The organism is Actinokineospora sp. NBRC 105648 (assembly GCF_030269645.1).
Classification (GTDB): Bacteria; Actinomycetota; Actinomycetes; order Mycobacteriales; family Pseudonocardiaceae; genus Actinokineospora.
This window is the reverse complement of the sequence record NZ_BSTR01000022.1, coordinates 21,779-35,966: the sequence shown is the minus strand read 5'-3', so window position 1 is coordinate 35,966 and position 14,188 is coordinate 21,779. Positions and strand designations below refer to the sequence as shown.

12 protein-coding genes and 1 pseudogene are annotated in these 14,188 nt (G+C 72.6%); 10 read left to right on the top strand and 3 right to left on the bottom strand.

Features of this window, described 5'->3' with window-relative positions; translation table 11 throughout:
* Positions 1-92: 92 nt before the first annotated feature.
* The 4 genes from QSK30_RS20010 to QSK30_RS19995 all read left to right on the top strand — a co-directional run bounded on the left by QSK30_RS20010 (position 93) and on the right by QSK30_RS19995 (position 5,706).
* Positions 93-1,628, top strand: coding sequence for a hypothetical protein (locus QSK30_RS20010; protein ID WP_285504820.1), 1,536 nt, complete (start codon positions 93-95; stop codon positions 1,626-1,628).
* A gap of 52 nt (positions 1,629-1,680) precedes the next feature.
* Positions 1,681-3,150 (top strand): C40 family peptidase, encoded by a 1,470-nt coding sequence (locus QSK30_RS20005; RefSeq protein WP_285504819.1) that lies wholly within the window; start codon positions 1,681-1,683, stop codon positions 3,148-3,150.
* 98 nt (positions 3,151-3,248) lie between these two features.
* Positions 3,249-5,162, top strand: a complete 1,914-nt coding sequence (locus QSK30_RS20000) for a glycoside hydrolase family 84 protein (protein WP_285504818.1) — start codon at positions 3,249-3,251, stop codon at positions 5,160-5,162.
* A 115-nt stretch (positions 5,163-5,277) separates the two neighbouring features.
* Positions 5,278-5,706, top strand: a complete 429-nt coding sequence (locus QSK30_RS19995; protein WP_285504817.1) for a TIGR03667 family PPOX class F420-dependent oxidoreductase — start codon at positions 5,278-5,280, stop codon at positions 5,704-5,706.
* Positions 5,707-5,751: 45 nt separating this feature from the next.
* On the opposite strand, the gene QSK30_RS19990 is transcribed toward QSK30_RS19995, so the two are convergent.
* Entirely contained in the window at positions 5,752-6,462 is a 711-nt protein-coding gene (locus QSK30_RS19990) for a DUF998 domain-containing protein (RefSeq protein WP_285504816.1), read from the bottom strand.
* A gap of 126 nt (positions 6,463-6,588) precedes the next feature.
* Here QSK30_RS19990 and QSK30_RS19985 point away from each other — a divergent pair, with 126 nt between their 5' ends.
* The 5 genes from QSK30_RS19985 to QSK30_RS19965 all read left to right on the top strand — a co-directional run bounded on the left by QSK30_RS19985 (position 6,589) and on the right by QSK30_RS19965 (position 11,506).
* Positions 6,589-7,275 (top strand): TetR/AcrR family transcriptional regulator, encoded by a 687-nt coding sequence (locus tag QSK30_RS19985; protein WP_285504815.1) that lies wholly within the window; start codon positions 6,589-6,591, stop codon positions 7,273-7,275.
* 110 nt (positions 7,276-7,385) lie between these two features.
* Positions 7,386-8,234, top strand: a complete 849-nt coding sequence (locus QSK30_RS19980; protein ID WP_285504814.1) for a polysaccharide deacetylase family protein — start codon at positions 7,386-7,388, stop codon at positions 8,232-8,234.
* Positions 8,235-8,767: 533 nt separating this feature from the next.
* Positions 8,768-9,436 (top strand): GOLPH3/VPS74 family protein, encoded by a 669-nt coding sequence (locus QSK30_RS19975; RefSeq protein ID WP_285504813.1) that lies wholly within the window; start codon positions 8,768-8,770, stop codon positions 9,434-9,436.
* 43 nt (positions 9,437-9,479) lie between these two features.
* Positions 9,480-10,922 (top strand): APC family permease, encoded by a 1,443-nt coding sequence (locus QSK30_RS19970; RefSeq protein WP_285504811.1) that lies wholly within the window; start codon positions 9,480-9,482, stop codon positions 10,920-10,922.
* Positions 10,919-11,506: a GNAT family N-acetyltransferase gene (locus QSK30_RS19965; protein WP_285504810.1), complete on the top strand. Its 588-nt coding sequence runs from the start codon at positions 10,919-10,921 to the stop codon at positions 11,504-11,506. Before QSK30_RS19970 ends, QSK30_RS19965 begins: the two co-directional genes overlap by 4 nt.
* A gap of 56 nt (positions 11,507-11,562) precedes the next feature.
* Here the strand turns inward: QSK30_RS19965 and QSK30_RS19960 are convergent.
* Positions 11,563-11,945: pseudogene (locus QSK30_RS19960) on the bottom strand (IS110 family transposase); the annotation flags it as partial.
* Positions 11,946-12,181: 236 nt separating this feature from the next.
* On the opposite strand from QSK30_RS19960, the gene QSK30_RS19955 reads away from it, so the two are divergent.
* Positions 12,182-12,703 (top strand): toll/interleukin-1 receptor domain-containing protein, encoded by a 522-nt coding sequence (locus QSK30_RS19955; RefSeq protein ID WP_285504808.1) that lies wholly within the window; start codon positions 12,182-12,184, stop codon positions 12,701-12,703.
* Between the two features lie 87 nt (positions 12,704-12,790).
* Here the strand turns inward: QSK30_RS19955 and QSK30_RS19950 are convergent, their stop codons facing one another.
* Complete coding sequence (locus QSK30_RS19950; RefSeq protein ID WP_285504807.1) at positions 12,791-13,906, bottom strand: glycosyltransferase; 1,116 nt, start codon at positions 13,904-13,906, stop codon at positions 12,791-12,793.
* Positions 13,907-14,188 lie beyond the last annotated feature (282 nt).

Sequence of the window (14,188 nt, the reverse complement as noted above, 5' to 3'; positions counted from 1 at the left end):
CACCGAGTCACCGCCGAGTCAAGTCCGGATCCCAGGCTTCTGCCCAGCACCACCGCAGGAACACACCGCAGGAACCGAAACGGAGTCCGACCATGTCCCGCACCCGGAGACCACTCACCGCCGCCCTCGCTGCCCTGGCAGGCGCGGGCCTGCTGGTCGCCTTGCCCGCCGCCGCCCACGCGGACGCCCCGCAGGGCGCCCGCATCGCGGTGCTCGAAGGTGACGCCCTCTACGTCAAGGAAGGAGGGCTGGACGCGGACTGGGAGCTGCAGGAGACCGGTGTCACCAAGTTCCAGCTCGACGGCGACCGGATCGGCGTGCGCAAGACCGACGGCTCGCTGCTGGTCAAGGAGGGCGACATCGGCCCGGGCTGGGCCACCGTCAACACCGACTCGGTCATCGACTTCCAGCTGCGCGACGGCCGGATCGCCTACACCGAGGGCCAGGACCTCTACGTCAAGGAGGGGCTCGACGGCGCGATCGAGCACCAGGACGCCCAGGTCGTGAAGTTCCAGCTGGAGGGCGACCGGATCGGCGTGCTCACCCCCGACCACCGGCTGCTGGTCAAGGAGGGTGACCTCGGGCCCGGCTGGGTGGAGATCAGCGCGAACAACGTCACCGACTTCACCCTCAGGAACGACCGGATCGCCTACACCGAGGGCACCCACCTGTTCGCCCAGGAGGGTGAGCTGGACGCGCCCTCGATCGACCAGCAGCAGGAGGTCACCAAGTTCGAGCTGGAGGCCGACCGGGTCGGGGTGCTGACCACCACCGGGAAGCTGGAGGTCAAGGGCGGCGACCTGGAGCCCGGCTGGGCCACGGTCACCGAGCACGCCACCGACTTCAAGCTCGACGGCGACCGGATCGGCTACCTGGAGAACGGCGCCCTGTGGGCCCAGGAGGGCGACCTGGACGCCCCCTCGACCGTGCAGGAGACCGGGGTCAGCGGCTTCGACCTCGACGGCGACCGGGTCGCGGTGATCAAGAACGGCGCGCTGCTGGTCAAGGAGGGCGACCTCGGCCCGGGCTGGTTCACCGCCGACGCCGACTCCGCGACCGACCTGCAGCTGCTCGACGGCCTGCGGCACGGCGGCGGACCGGGGGTGACCATGGACGACCTGCACCAGATCTTCGGCCCGCTCGGCGACGAGCAGGCCACCGAGTCGGACCTGGCGAACCTCAACGCCGCGATGGCCGCGGGCGACGTCGACAACCCGGCGCGCGTCTCCGCCTTCCTGGCGACCATGTTCAGCGAGAGCGGCCTGCGCTACAACGCCCAGGAGATCGGTCAAGAGCACATCACTTACCGCGGGCGCGGCTACATCCAGCTCACCGCGAACTTCAACTACCAGGCGGTGACCGACTACTTCGACTACAACTTCATGGCCGACCCGGACGCCGCCGCCTCGCACGAGTACAGCGCGCCCATCGCGGTCTGGTACTGGACCGTCGCCCGCACCTACATGAACGCCGCCGCCGACGACCTGGACATGGGGCTGGTCGATCGGGGCATCGGCTACGGGGCCAACCCGGCCGAGGACGCCCGCCGCTGCGACCGCTTCAAGACCGCGCTGCGCCACTTCAACGACGGCGAGCTGCCCGACGGCATCAACTGCGTCCGCTACTGACCACCCCGCACGACCACCGAAACCCTCTGAAACCAACACTGGGGACCACACCATGAACACCCTGACCACGAAGAAGGCGCTGGCCCGGCTCGGCCTCGTCATCGCGACCCTGGCGGGCGCGGGCGGGCTCGCCGTCGCCACCGCGCCGGCCGCCTCGGCCACCCCGGCCTGCGAGGTGCTCGCCCCGGGCGCCGCCCCGGAGGCCGAGGACGCCGTCGACCGCGCCTGCGACTACCTCGGCACGCCCTACCTCTACGGCGGCGGGCACGGCGCGCAGCCCGGTCCCACCGGGGGCGGTCTCGACTGCTCCGGGCTGACCCGGGTGGCCTACGCCCGCGCCGTCGACGAGGACATCATCAACGGCACCACCTACACCCAGTGGGACTCGCCGCGGCGGGTGGCGCGGTTCAGCGCCGCCGAGGGCTTCGACCCGCTGCTGCCCGGTGACCTGGTGTTCTTCAGCAACCTCGAGCACGTCGGCATCTACCTCGGCGAGGGCTACATGGTCGAGGCGCCCACCACCGGCATCCCGGTGCGCGTGGCCAGCGTGGCCAACCGCGGCTACTACGGCGCCGTCCGGCTCTACGAGGGCGGCCCGCACACCTCCCCGGCCGACCGGATCGCCTTCGCCGAGGGCGACCACCTGTGGGCCCGGGAGGGCGCGCTGGACGCGGCGAACCAGGACCAGGACGACGACGTGAAGAAGTTCCAGCTTGAGGGCGACCGGGTCGGCGTGCTCACCCCGGACGGCGAGCTGCGGGTGAAGGAGGGTGACCTCGGTCCCGGCTGGGCCACGATCAACACCGACTCGGTGACCGACTTCGAGCTCGACGGCGAGCGGATCGCCTTCACCGAGGGCCAGGACCTCTACATCAAGGAGGGCGGCCTGGACGCACCCCTGGTGCACCAGGACGCCGCGGTGGCCAAGTTCCAGATCGAGGGCGACCGGGTCGGCGTGCTGACCCCGGACGGCGTGCTCAAGGTCAAGGAGGGCGACCTCGAACCGGGCTGGGTGGACATCGCCACCGGCGTCACCAGCTTCCAGCTGCACGGCGCCCGGATCGCCTACACCGAGGGGAACGTGCTGTGGGCGCAGGACGGCGCACTCGACGCCCCGTCCGAGCAGCAGGAGTCCGGCGTGGCGCAGTACCAGCTCTCCGGCGACCGGGTCGCGGTGCTGACCACCGGGGGTGCGCTCGAGGTCAAGGCGGGCGACCTGGGTCCGGGCTGGCTCACCGTGAGCCCGAACTCGGTCACCTCGTTCCAGCTCGACAGCGGCCGGATCGCCTTCGCCAAGGGCGGTGACCTCTACTTGCAGGAGGGCGCGCTGAGCACCCAGGCGGACCTCATCGGCACCCAGGTCGACGGCTACCAGATCGACGGCGACCGCGTCGCGGGACTCAAGGGCGGCGCGCTCTACGTCACCGAGGGCGACCTGGACGAGTGGGTCACCGTCGACCCGGACTCGGTGACCGCCTTCCAGATCGGCGCGGACCTCGGCAAGCCCGTCCGGGTCAGCTGACCCGGTCCGAGGCACTCCCGAAGTTCCTGATACCAGCACGTTCGTCCGGCCCGGGGCGGGTTCGCCCGCCCCGGGCCGCCACCTGAGGGGAAAGACCAATGCGTACTCGTGCCCTGCTCGCCGGTGTCGCCGTCCTGCTGCCGCTGCTCGCGGTGCCCGCTCACGCCGGCGACAGCCTGCCCCCGCCGGAGGTGTGGCCGCGGCCGCACCAGATCAGCCGCTCCGGCGCGGACGTCGTGCTCCCGACCAGTGCCCTGGTGGTCGTCGACCCGGGCACCGACCAGTCCACTCGCGACGGTGTCGAGGACGTGCTCCGGGAGGGCGGGGTGGGCACCGTCGAGGTCGTGGAGTACGGCCACGAGCACGCCTCGCCGCTCAAGGTCCGGGTGGGCGTGCTCAGCGGCGCGAACATCCACGCCGCGGCGGTGACCCTGCCCGCCTCGCTGCCCGCCGAGGGCTACTACCTCACCGCCCGGCCGGGCGAGATCGTGCTCGCGGGCGGCGACGCCGACGGCACCTTCCACGCCACGCAGACCTTCTGGCAGCTCATGCAGCCGGGCAAGATCGCCCCGGTCACGGTGACCGACTACCCGTCTTTCCCGGTCCGCGGCGTGGTCGAGGGCTCTTACGGTCCACAGTGGACGCACGAGGAGGAGCTCGACCAGATCGAGTTCGGCGCGCGGGTCAAGTACAACTCGTTCATCTACGCCCCCAAGGACGACCCCTACCACCGGGACAACTGGCGCCAGCTCTACCCGGCCGGTCGCCGGGCCGAGCTCGCCGAACTGGTGCAGCGGGCCAAGGAGAGCCACATCAAGTTCACCTACGCCCTCGCCCCCGGCCTGAGCGTGTGCTACTCGAACGCGGCCGACTACACCGCGATCACCACCAAGCTGCGTCAGCTCTACGACATCGGGGTCCGCTCGTTCGCCCTGCCGGTGGACGACATCGAGGTCGACGCGGAGAACGACTACCTCTGGCAGTGCGCGGCCGACCAGCAGCACTACGGCTCGCCGACCAAGGCGAACATGGCGCACGCCCAGGTCGAGCTGCTGAACAAGGTGCAGCGGTCGTTCCTGGACACGCTGCCCGGCGCCGCGCCGCTGATCACCGTCCCGACCGACTACTACGACATCGACGACTCGCCCTACAAGAGCACCTACCGAGCCGAGCTGGACAGCCGGGTCCAGGTTATGTGGACCGGGTACGGCGTCACCCCGACCTCCATCGAGGTCTCCGAGGCCGCCGCCGCCGAGACGATCTGGGGTCGCAAGCCGCTGGTGTGGGACAACTACCCGACCAACGACTACGACCAGGCCGCGGGCAGGCTGCTGATGGGGCCCTACGACGAGCGCAAGGCCGGGATCAGCGCGCACCTGTCCGGGATCACCGCCAACCCGATGAACCTGCCCTCGGCGAGCAAGGTCGTGCTCTTCGGGCTGGCCGACTTCACCTGGAACGAGAGCGGCTACGAGCCCGACCGCGCGGTCCGGCAGTTCGCCGAGTGGCTCGGTGACGGCCCCGGCGGCGAGGTCACCGAGGCGCTGCTGGCCTTCTTCGACCTGAACAACCTCGCCCCGGTCGCCGACGACGAGGAGGGCCCGTGGCAGCCGCAGGCCCCCGCGCTGGCCGCGCGGATCGCCCAGTACCGCCAGGACTTCGCCGGTGACCCGCAGGGGGCCATCGACGCCATGTGGGACTACTCCGAGATCCTCAAGACCGCGCCCCAGCTGATCCGCACCGGCACCACCGACGCCGGGTTCGGCGCGGACTCCGACGCCTGGCTCGACGCCCTCGCGCTGTGGACCGACGCGCTGCAGACCGCGTTGGTGGGGGAGTCGGCCCAGGTCAACGGGGACGAGGCCACCGCGCAGGAGCACTTCGCCGAGGCCAACCAGCTCATCGCGCAGGCCCGCGCGATCCAGGTCCCGCCGGGCGAGCTGAACCGGCCGGGCCCGGTGCTGCTCGGCGACGGCGTGCTGGACGTCTTCATCGAGAGCATGTCCACCTGACCGTCGGGCAGGACCGAGGGAGACACGATCGGTGTGATCGCCGCGGGCCCCGGAATAGCCGCCGGGGCCCGCGGCGTTCGCCGTGGTGATCACCACCGGAGCAGGGGAGAACGCCATGACGTTGCTCGACCAGGACACCGAGTTCGGCGCTCGCGTCGCGGAGCGGCTGCGCACCGACTTGATCGCGTGGGTCACCTCGGTCGACCGCGCGGGCACACCGCAGCCCGCGCCGGTGTGGTTCGTCTGGGAGGCCGACAGCGCGACGGTGCTGATCTACAGCACGCCCGACGCGAAACGGGTCGAGCGCGCGCGGGCCAACCCGCGGACGTCGGTGCACCTCAGCGACGAGGGCCTGGGGCAGAACTTCGCCGTGTTCACCGGCGAACTCGCCGAGGCGCCCGACGCGCCCTCGATCCCGGACAACGCGGACTACCTGGCCAAGTACGCCGACCGGATCACCGAGGTCTTCGGCGGCGTCGAGCAGTTCGCCGCGAAGTACACCGTCGCGCTGCGCTTCCGGCCGAGCCGGGTCCGCGGCTTCTGACCCGGCGGGTGGCCGCTCGGCGGGCACCTGGACTGCTTGTGCGGGCTAGGCGCTGCCCTGCGGCTGGTGATCGGCCGTGACCTCGGCCGCCGGGCGCGGCCGGTTCGGGTCGGGCGTCTCCCGGTAGAGCCGCAGCGACAGCACGGCGAGCCAGGTCCAGCCGAGCACCACCGCCACCCAGAAACCGAGCACGACGCCCGGGTTGTCCGACCCGGTGGCGATGCCCGCGAACCCGGCCAGGAACGCGACGCCGGTGGCCCGGGAGTACCAGGACCAGCCGGGCGCGAAGTGCCGCGCCAGCACGAAAGTTGCCGCGATCAGGCACAGGAAGCCGACGCCGCCCGCGACGAAGTGCAAGGTGCCGTGCGGGGTCGGGGCGGCCGGCGGTCCGGCGGGGGTGCCCGCGGGGAAGCCGTTCATCGGGTCCGCGGTGAACGCGCCCGCGGCGACCAGGCCCACGCCGTAGCCGACGATCAGCGCGCTGCCCCACGTCCCGCCCGGCCTGCCGCGCAGGGCCCGCCGGACGCCGACCGCGGCCGCGATCGTCATGAGTCCGCTGAGCACCAGGTTCACCACCTGGATCCAGCCCAGGGGGCCGTTCGCCAGCAGGCTCAGGTCGTGCCGCAGCAGGTCGTAGCCGTCCCGGGTGAGCGCCTGGACCAGGCCGACCACCAGGTAGAACGGGCCCGCGAGCAGGCCGTAGCCGAGCAGCGAGCGGGTGATCGCCGCCGGGCGGTCGCAGTCGTCCCAGGACATCGCGGACCTTCTTTCCGGGGTTGTCTTGCACTGTGCGGTACCGAGGAAACTGCACGGTACAGTACCCATCTGGTACCGTGGCGTGCAACAAGGTGCGAAGGGGGATCGCCGATGCCGTCAGGGCCGGTGGACGACACACTGCTGGTCCGGGTGTCCGCGACCGGACCGGCTGCCGCGCAGGGGACTCCGCGGGAGCGCGGGCCCGACCCGCGTTCGGTGCGCACCCGAGCCGCGGTGGTCGAGGCCGCCACCACGCTGTTCCTGCGGCACGGCTACCTGGGCACCAGCGTCGAGGACATCGCCGCGCTGGCCGCGGTCTCGAAACGCACTGTGTACAACAACTTCCAGGACAAGGAGCGGTTGTTCACCGAGATCGTCATCGGGGTGACCGCCACCGCCGAGCGCTTCGCCGACCACCTGCTCGGCGCGTTGTCCGACGCCCCGGACGTGCCCGCCGCCCTCGGTGAACTCGCCCGCAGGCACCTGGCGGCGATCACCGCGCCGCAGGTCGTGCGACTGCGCAGGTTGGTCGTCTCGGAGGCGTCCCGGTTCCCCGACCTGGCGCGCGAGTACCACCGCCGCGCGCCCGGCCGGGTCTTGGCCGCCCTCGCCGACGCCTTCGCCGCGCTGCACGAGCGGGGCGAGCTCGCGGCCCCCGACCCGGTGCGGGCGGCGGAGCACTTCTCGTTCCTCGTCCTCGGTGCCGCGCTCGACCGGGCCATGTTCGACCCGGAGTCCGAGCCGCCCGCGGCGGCCGAACTCGAGCGGGTGGCCGACGACGCCGTGCGGGTGTTCCTCGCCGCCTACCGGTGAGTCCCTGGGCCGTCGAAGGACCGCCGCGCGCCATTCCCCTTGGATGGTTTGGACCAATAAGGTCTGCTCACCATTTCGGTTGAGGGATAAGGGCGTGCGGCATGGGCTGGATGAAGCGGACCGCGGTCGCGGCGGTCGCGGTAGGACTCGCGCTGGCGGCGGTGACCCCCGCGTCGGCGACCGGGCCGACCGGCGAGATCGTCTACTCGACAAGTGGCGGCGGGCAGGCGCTGGCGCTGACCTTCGACGACGGCCCGTCGCCGGTGTGGACTCCGCAGGTGCTGGACCTGTTGCGGGAGCAGAAGGTCCGGGCCACGTTCTGCCTGCTCGGCGGTGAGGTGGTCAAGTACCCCGAGCTGGTCCGGCGGATCGTCGCCGAGGGCCACAAGGTGTGCGACCACTCGCTCTACCACGAGGACCTCGGCGCCAAGACCCCCGAGGCGGTCCGCGCCGAGCTGACCGCGACCAACGCCGCGATCCGCCAGGCGGCGGGCGACCCGACGCTGCCGATCCCGTACTTCCGCGCCCCGTTCGGCAGCTGGGGCGGCACCCCGGCCATCGCCGCCGAGTACGGGATGTCCGCCCTCGCCTGGACGGTCGACCCGCGCGACTGGGACGGCTCGCCCGCCGCGGTGATCGTCGAGCGGCTGCGGTCCCAGCTCTACCCGACGGCCGTCCTGCTCAGCCACGACGGCGGCGGCGACCGCGGCCCGACCCTGGCCGCGTACCGGCAGCTCATCCCGGAGTGGAAGGCGGCGGGCTGGCGGTTCGACTTCCCGGCCGTGACCGGCGGCCCCTACCCGGTGCGCTGCACCGCGCCCACCTGGGCGCGCAACGGCACCTACACCGCGGGCGCCCGGGTGTCCCACGACGGCCGGGTGTACCAGGCCAACTGGTGGACCCGGTCGGAGCGGCCCTCGGGCGCGCCGTGGGTCTGGTCGGACCTCGGGGTCTGCTGATCGATCCCCGGTCGAGCCACGTCGCTCGTTGATCTTTTCGGTCCGAGGGGCCGCGGGCAGGCGCCCGCGGCCCCTCCGGCGTACCCGGCGATCGTCCGAATGCGACACACGGCGGTCCGCGGGCCGGTGCCGGGCAACCCGGTGGTGTGGTTGTGCGCGATTCGGGAACCGTCCGACCGGGACTGATCAGACCGGGAGCGATACCACCCGATTGATCCACAAGTATCACTTGACCGAGTTGCGGCGACAACTAATTGCTGGTCCTGGTGTGGGCCACGCCACCGGTGTGGTGTAAAGGATTGCGCCGATCGGGTGGTCGCGAGCTCTGGGGTATCCCGTCATGTGGATGTTGCCCCCTATCCTCCGGCGCGCACACCAGATGGAGAAGTGAGGAACGTGAGTCGACCCGACCATGGGCGGACCACGGGCGCGCGCGGGCACACCACCGCGGCGCCCGGCTCGATGACCCGCGACCCGGGTGGACCCGCCACGGCCCCGGCCCGCCGCCGCGGGACCGCCGCGCGGTGGCGGGGGTGACCGGCCCGATCCCGCCCCGGCAGACCTCCGTACCCGGACTGCTGGCGGACGAGTTCTTCCTGACCGGCCTCGACGACGTCACCGGCGAGCAGCGGCTGGAGCCGCGCGCGCTCGGCGTCGGGCTCGGCGCGGCCGTGCTCGGCGAGCTGGTCCTGGGCGGGCGGCTGGTGATCGACGACGGCAGGCTGCGCGCCTTCGACGAACCGTGCGCCGACGAGCTGCAGAACCGGGTCCGGCAGTGGGTGCGCAAGGACCGCTCGGTGGTGCTGGCCCGGGACTGGATCCGGGTGCTGGCCGCGCGCGAGATCGCCGACCTGGTGCGGCACCGGCTGCACGCGGCCAACAAGGTGGTGCGCAGCACCCGGCGCAGGCTGCTGCGCAAGCCGCTGGAGATCTACGCGCCGCCGTCGCTGAGCACCGCGGCCGCCTCCGGCGTGCGCATCGCGGGGAACCTGAACGTGCCGCGCGACCTGAACCCGGCGGACCTGCTGCTGGCCGGGCTGCTGCGCGCCACCGGTCGCGACCGGTACGTGCTGAGCCACTGCGACCCGAGCGTGCACGACGAGCTCACCCGGCAGCTGCGGCGCAACCTCGGCCCGGACTCCAGTCAGCTGCTCGCGCACACCACCGACGTCCTCGTGACCGAGACGCTCACGCCGTTCTGACCCCCCTCGAACCGGTCCCCCCGTTCCGCCGAATGGAGTACCAGTGTCCACAACCGCCGCTCAAACCCTCGCCGGGCAGCGCGTGACCACCGCGGGGGTGGTGTTCTTCACCGCCTCCGCCGCCACGCCGCTGACGGTGTGCGCCGCGATCGTGACCACCGGCCTGGCCGCCACCGGCAGGCTCGGGTTGCCGCTGGCGTTCGTGGTCATCGCCCTGGTGCTGGCGGTGTTCAGCGTCGGCTACGTGGCGATGGCGCGCCGGGTGCCCAACGCGGGCGCCTTCTACACCTACGTCAGCCTCGGTCTGGGCCGCCCGGCCGGGGTCGGCGCCTCCTGGGTGGCGCTGCTGGCCTACAACGCCCTGCAGATCGGGCTCTACGGGGCGATCGGCCCGACCGCGGCGCCGCTGCTGTCGCGCTGGTTCGGCGTCGACCTGCAGTGGTGGGTGATCGCGTTGATCGCCTGGGCGGTGGTGGCCGTGCTGGGGCTGCGCCGGATCAAGCACTCCGCGCGGGTGCTGCTGGTGCTGCTGGCGGCCGAGGTCGCGCTGGTGCTGGTCTACACCGTCGCCAACTTCGCGAACCCGGGCGACGGCAGCCTGGGCTTCGAGGGCCTGGCCCCGGCCGACCTGCTCGGCGCCGCCCTCGGCCCGCTGCTGGGCCTGGCGGTGCTCGGCTTCGTCGGGTTCGAGCAGAGCGCGGTGTTCTCCGAGCAGGCCAGCCCGAGCGCGGTGCGCCGCGCGACGGTCATCTGCGTCGGCGGTCTCGGCCTGCTCTACACGCTCTCGTCCTGGTCGACCATCCAGGCCGCCGGGCCCGAGCAGGTCGTGGCCGCCGCCGCGGCGCAGCCCGCCGGGGTGTTGTTCTCCCTCGCCGAGAAGAACCTGGGCCCGTGGGCGGCCGACGTCGGCCAGGTCCTGCTGGTGACCAGCGTGCTGGCCGCGCTGATCAGCTTCCACGCGACCTGCTCGCGCTACACCTTCGCCCTGGGCCGCGACCGGGTGCTGCCCGCCGTGCTGGGCCACACCACCCCGCGCACCGGGCAGCCCGGACCCGCGTCGCTGAGCCAGAGCGCGATCGCGCTGATCGTGATCATCGCCTACGCCGTGGGCGGCTGGGACCCGCTGACCCAGCTGTTCTACATCGGCGGCACGGCGGGCGCGCTGGGTGTGCTGATGCTGTTGTCCGCCACGGCCTTCGCGACCGTGCGCTACCTGCGCGAGCACGAGGACGACGACCTGCGCTCGGCCCGCCGCTTCGCGCCGCCGATCGCCGCGGTCGCGGTCACCGCCATCCTGGTGCTGGTGGTCACCAACTACGCCCTGCTGCTCGGCGTGCCGCCGACCTCGCCGCTGCGCTGGGTGATCCCGGTCGTGTTCGGCCTGGTGGCGGTGGCGGGCTGCGCCTACGGCGTGCTGCTGCGCAAGACCCGGCCGCAGGTCTACGACGCCATCGGGCGGGGCGCCCGGGCGCTGGCCGACCGGTGATCACCCGCGCCGGGGCGGCCGACGCCGGGCACTGCGGGCTGCTGGTCGCCACGGCGTTCCAGCACCTCCCGCAGGCGGCCTGGCTGATCGGCGACGCCGAGCGCAGGCTGCCGGTCATGGCGGCGAACTTCACCATGCTGGTGGAGCACGCGCTCGCGCACGGCCACGTCGACCTGGTCGACGACCGCGCGGTCGCGGTCTGGTTCCACCGGGAGGCGGGCGTCGAGATCCCGGAGCCGCCGGACTACGACGCCCGGGTGGACGCCGACTGCGGCGAGTACGCGGACCGGTTCCGCGCGCTGGACAAGGCTTTCGAAGCGCACCACCCGACCCGGCCGCACCACCACCTGGCGCTGCTCGCCGTGCACCCGAAGGCGCAGCGGGCGGGGCTGGGCGGCGAGCTCCTCCGGCACCACCACTCCACTTTGGACAGCGGTGGGCTGGACGCGTTCCTGGAGGCGAGCACGCCCGAGAGCGCCCGGCTCTACCACCGCCACGGCTACCAGCCGCACGGTTCGCCCTACGCCCTGCCCGACGACGGGCCGCTGATGTGGCCGCTCTGGCGGTCGGCGGGGGCCGAGTAGCACGATCGCCGGCCACTCGGCCGCCCCGCAGGCGGGGCGGCCGAGTGGTGGTGTCCCTATGTGGTTGTCAAGCCGCTGTGGGAGCCGGAGCTGGTTGGGCGGTAGTGGGTGCAGTTGCGGAGCATCGCTTGGAGGACGTCGCAGCGGCGGCGAGCCAGACAGATGAGCGCGGCGTTGTGCTTCTTGCCCTCGGCTCGTTCGCGGTCGTAGTAGGTGCGGCTGACCGGGTCGTGCAGGGCAGCGAACGCGGCGCGATGCCGGGCATCGACATCAGGACCTCGGCAAGTGGGTGCGCGTCAAGTGCCCCTTCAACCTGCTCAGCGACCTGTTTGGGTTGCTGCGGCGCAGTTTTCAGACTGTCGGCCGGCCTCGGGAGAACCACGTCGGCGGCCGCGGAGCCTGACACGATCACCTTCTGCTCGCCGAGGGCGATCATGATCGCCTCTCAAGGTGGCGGCCGTGCCCTGTCAGTGGTCCTCGATGCCACCGAACCCGGTGACCCCCGGATCACGCGTGCGACTGGGGGCGTGCGCCACACCGAACCGGCGACCACAGCTCCCTGATCAGGAACTACGGAGAAGGTAACGAGGAGAGGCGTGCGTGGTCGCCTGCTCATCCTCGATCAAGATCGACACCGGCCTGCTCGGTGTCGGTCGGTCCTGACATGCTGGGCCGGTGGATCTCTCGCCGAAGGTGTTCCTCAGCTACGCGCACGACACGGACCAGCACAAGGCCGAGGTGCGCGCGCTCGCGGTGCTGTTGGAGGGGGCGGGTATCGCCGCCGACCTCGACCAGTGGCGCACCGCGGCCCGGCAGGACTGGTCCAGCTGGGCCATCGGCGCCATGACGGCGGCCGACTACGTCGTCGTGGTCGCCTCCCCGGATTACAAGCGGGCGGGCGACGGCCTGGGTCCCGGCCAGGTCAACCGGGGTGTGCAGTCGGAGGCGGCGGTCCTGCGCGACCTGCTGCACGGCGACCGCCCGACCTGGTTGCCCAAGCTGCTGCCGGTGCTGCTCCCCGGCCACGCGGTCGAGGAGATCCCGCACTTCCTCCAGCCGCACACCGCCGACCACTACCCGATCCCCGCCCTCACCCCCGACGGCGTCGAGCGCCTGGTCCGGGTGATCACGGCCCAGCCGACCCGGGTCCGACCGCCGCGCGGCCGGATCCCGCGCCTGCCACCGCTGACTGACTGACCGGCCGAGCGGTCGGTGGTGGCGATCGTGCGCGCCGACTCGGGGCGAGGTGACCACCCGCCGCCGCAGTCCGCACGGGGCAGGCGGCTACCTCGGGCTGACCGACTGGGGCGCGGTCGCCGCCAGGTGTTCGAGGTGGTCCGCGGCCGCTGAGGCACCGCCCGCGGCGTGGAACTCCGCGCGGATCCGGCGCGCGGCCGCGCGGAACGACGGCTTGGTCAACACCGTCGACACCGCCTCGGTGATGGTGGCGGGGGTGGCGCGGGTGAAGCGGAGCCGGACGCCCGCGCCCGCGGTCACCACCTGCTGGGCGATCACCTGCTGGTCGTCGCGGATCGGCGCGACCACCAGCGGGAGCCCGTGCCAGAGCGCCTCGCACACGGTGTTGTGGCCGCCGTGGCAGACGACAGCGTCCACTTGGGACAGGACCGAGAGCTGCGGTGCCCGCCGCACCACCTCGACGTTCGGTGGTGCCGGGCCCAGGGTGCCCACCGGGTCGACCAGCACCGCCTGCCACCGGCTCGCGGCCAGGGCGGCCAGGCTCGCGGCGAGGAAGCGGCCGCCGACGTCCACGTTCGCGGTGCCCAGCGTGACCAGGACCCGGGGCGCGGGACCGGGCCACGGCGGGTGCCAGGCGCGATCGCCCCGGTCGGCGATCGCGGGCCCGACGAACCGCACCGGGCGGGTGACCTCGCCGGTCAGCGCGCGGGTGCTGAACACCAGGATCAGCGACGGCGAGAACCGCGGGTCGAACCCGCACGCCTCGACCAGGACCCGCTCGACCCAGTCGGCGATCACCGGCGAGTACGGGTCGACGAGCTCGGCCGAGGTCGACGCCGAGGTGACCCACGGGACGCCGTGCCGCCGCGCCACCACCGCCCCGGCGTAGGCCTGCTGGTCGGCGATCACCACGTCCGGCCGCGCCCGCTGGACGGCGTCCGCCACGACCGGCGCCATCACGTCCGCCAACGGCACCAGGTAGTCCTGCACCAGGAACTTCAACGCCGCCGCCCCGCGCAACCCCGGTGGCCGCGGCGGGATCCCACTGAGGTCGCACGGGTGCACCACGTGGTCGGCGGGCACCCACTGACCGCCCCCCACCCACTCCACCGCGTGCCCACGCGCCCGCAACGCGGCCACGACCCCCAACAACGGTGCCACGTGCCCCATCAGCGGCGGCACCACGACCAGGAACCGGCTCATCCACCCGCCGCCTGAGTGGTGGTGGACCGGGCTGGCCCCGCGTCGACCCACCAATCGCGAGCCGACCCGCGTTGTTGGGTGGCCAGGCGGGTGGCGTGTTCCGCGGGCTGCGGATCGGTCCAGCGATCGCAGAGCCGGCTCATCTGCCCACCTCCTGAGTGGTGGTGGACCGGGCTGGCCCCGCGTCGACCCACCAATCGCGAGCCGACCCGCGTTGTTGGGTGGCCAGGCGGGTGGCGTGTTCCGCGGGCTGCGGATCGGTCCAGCGATCGCAGAGCCGGC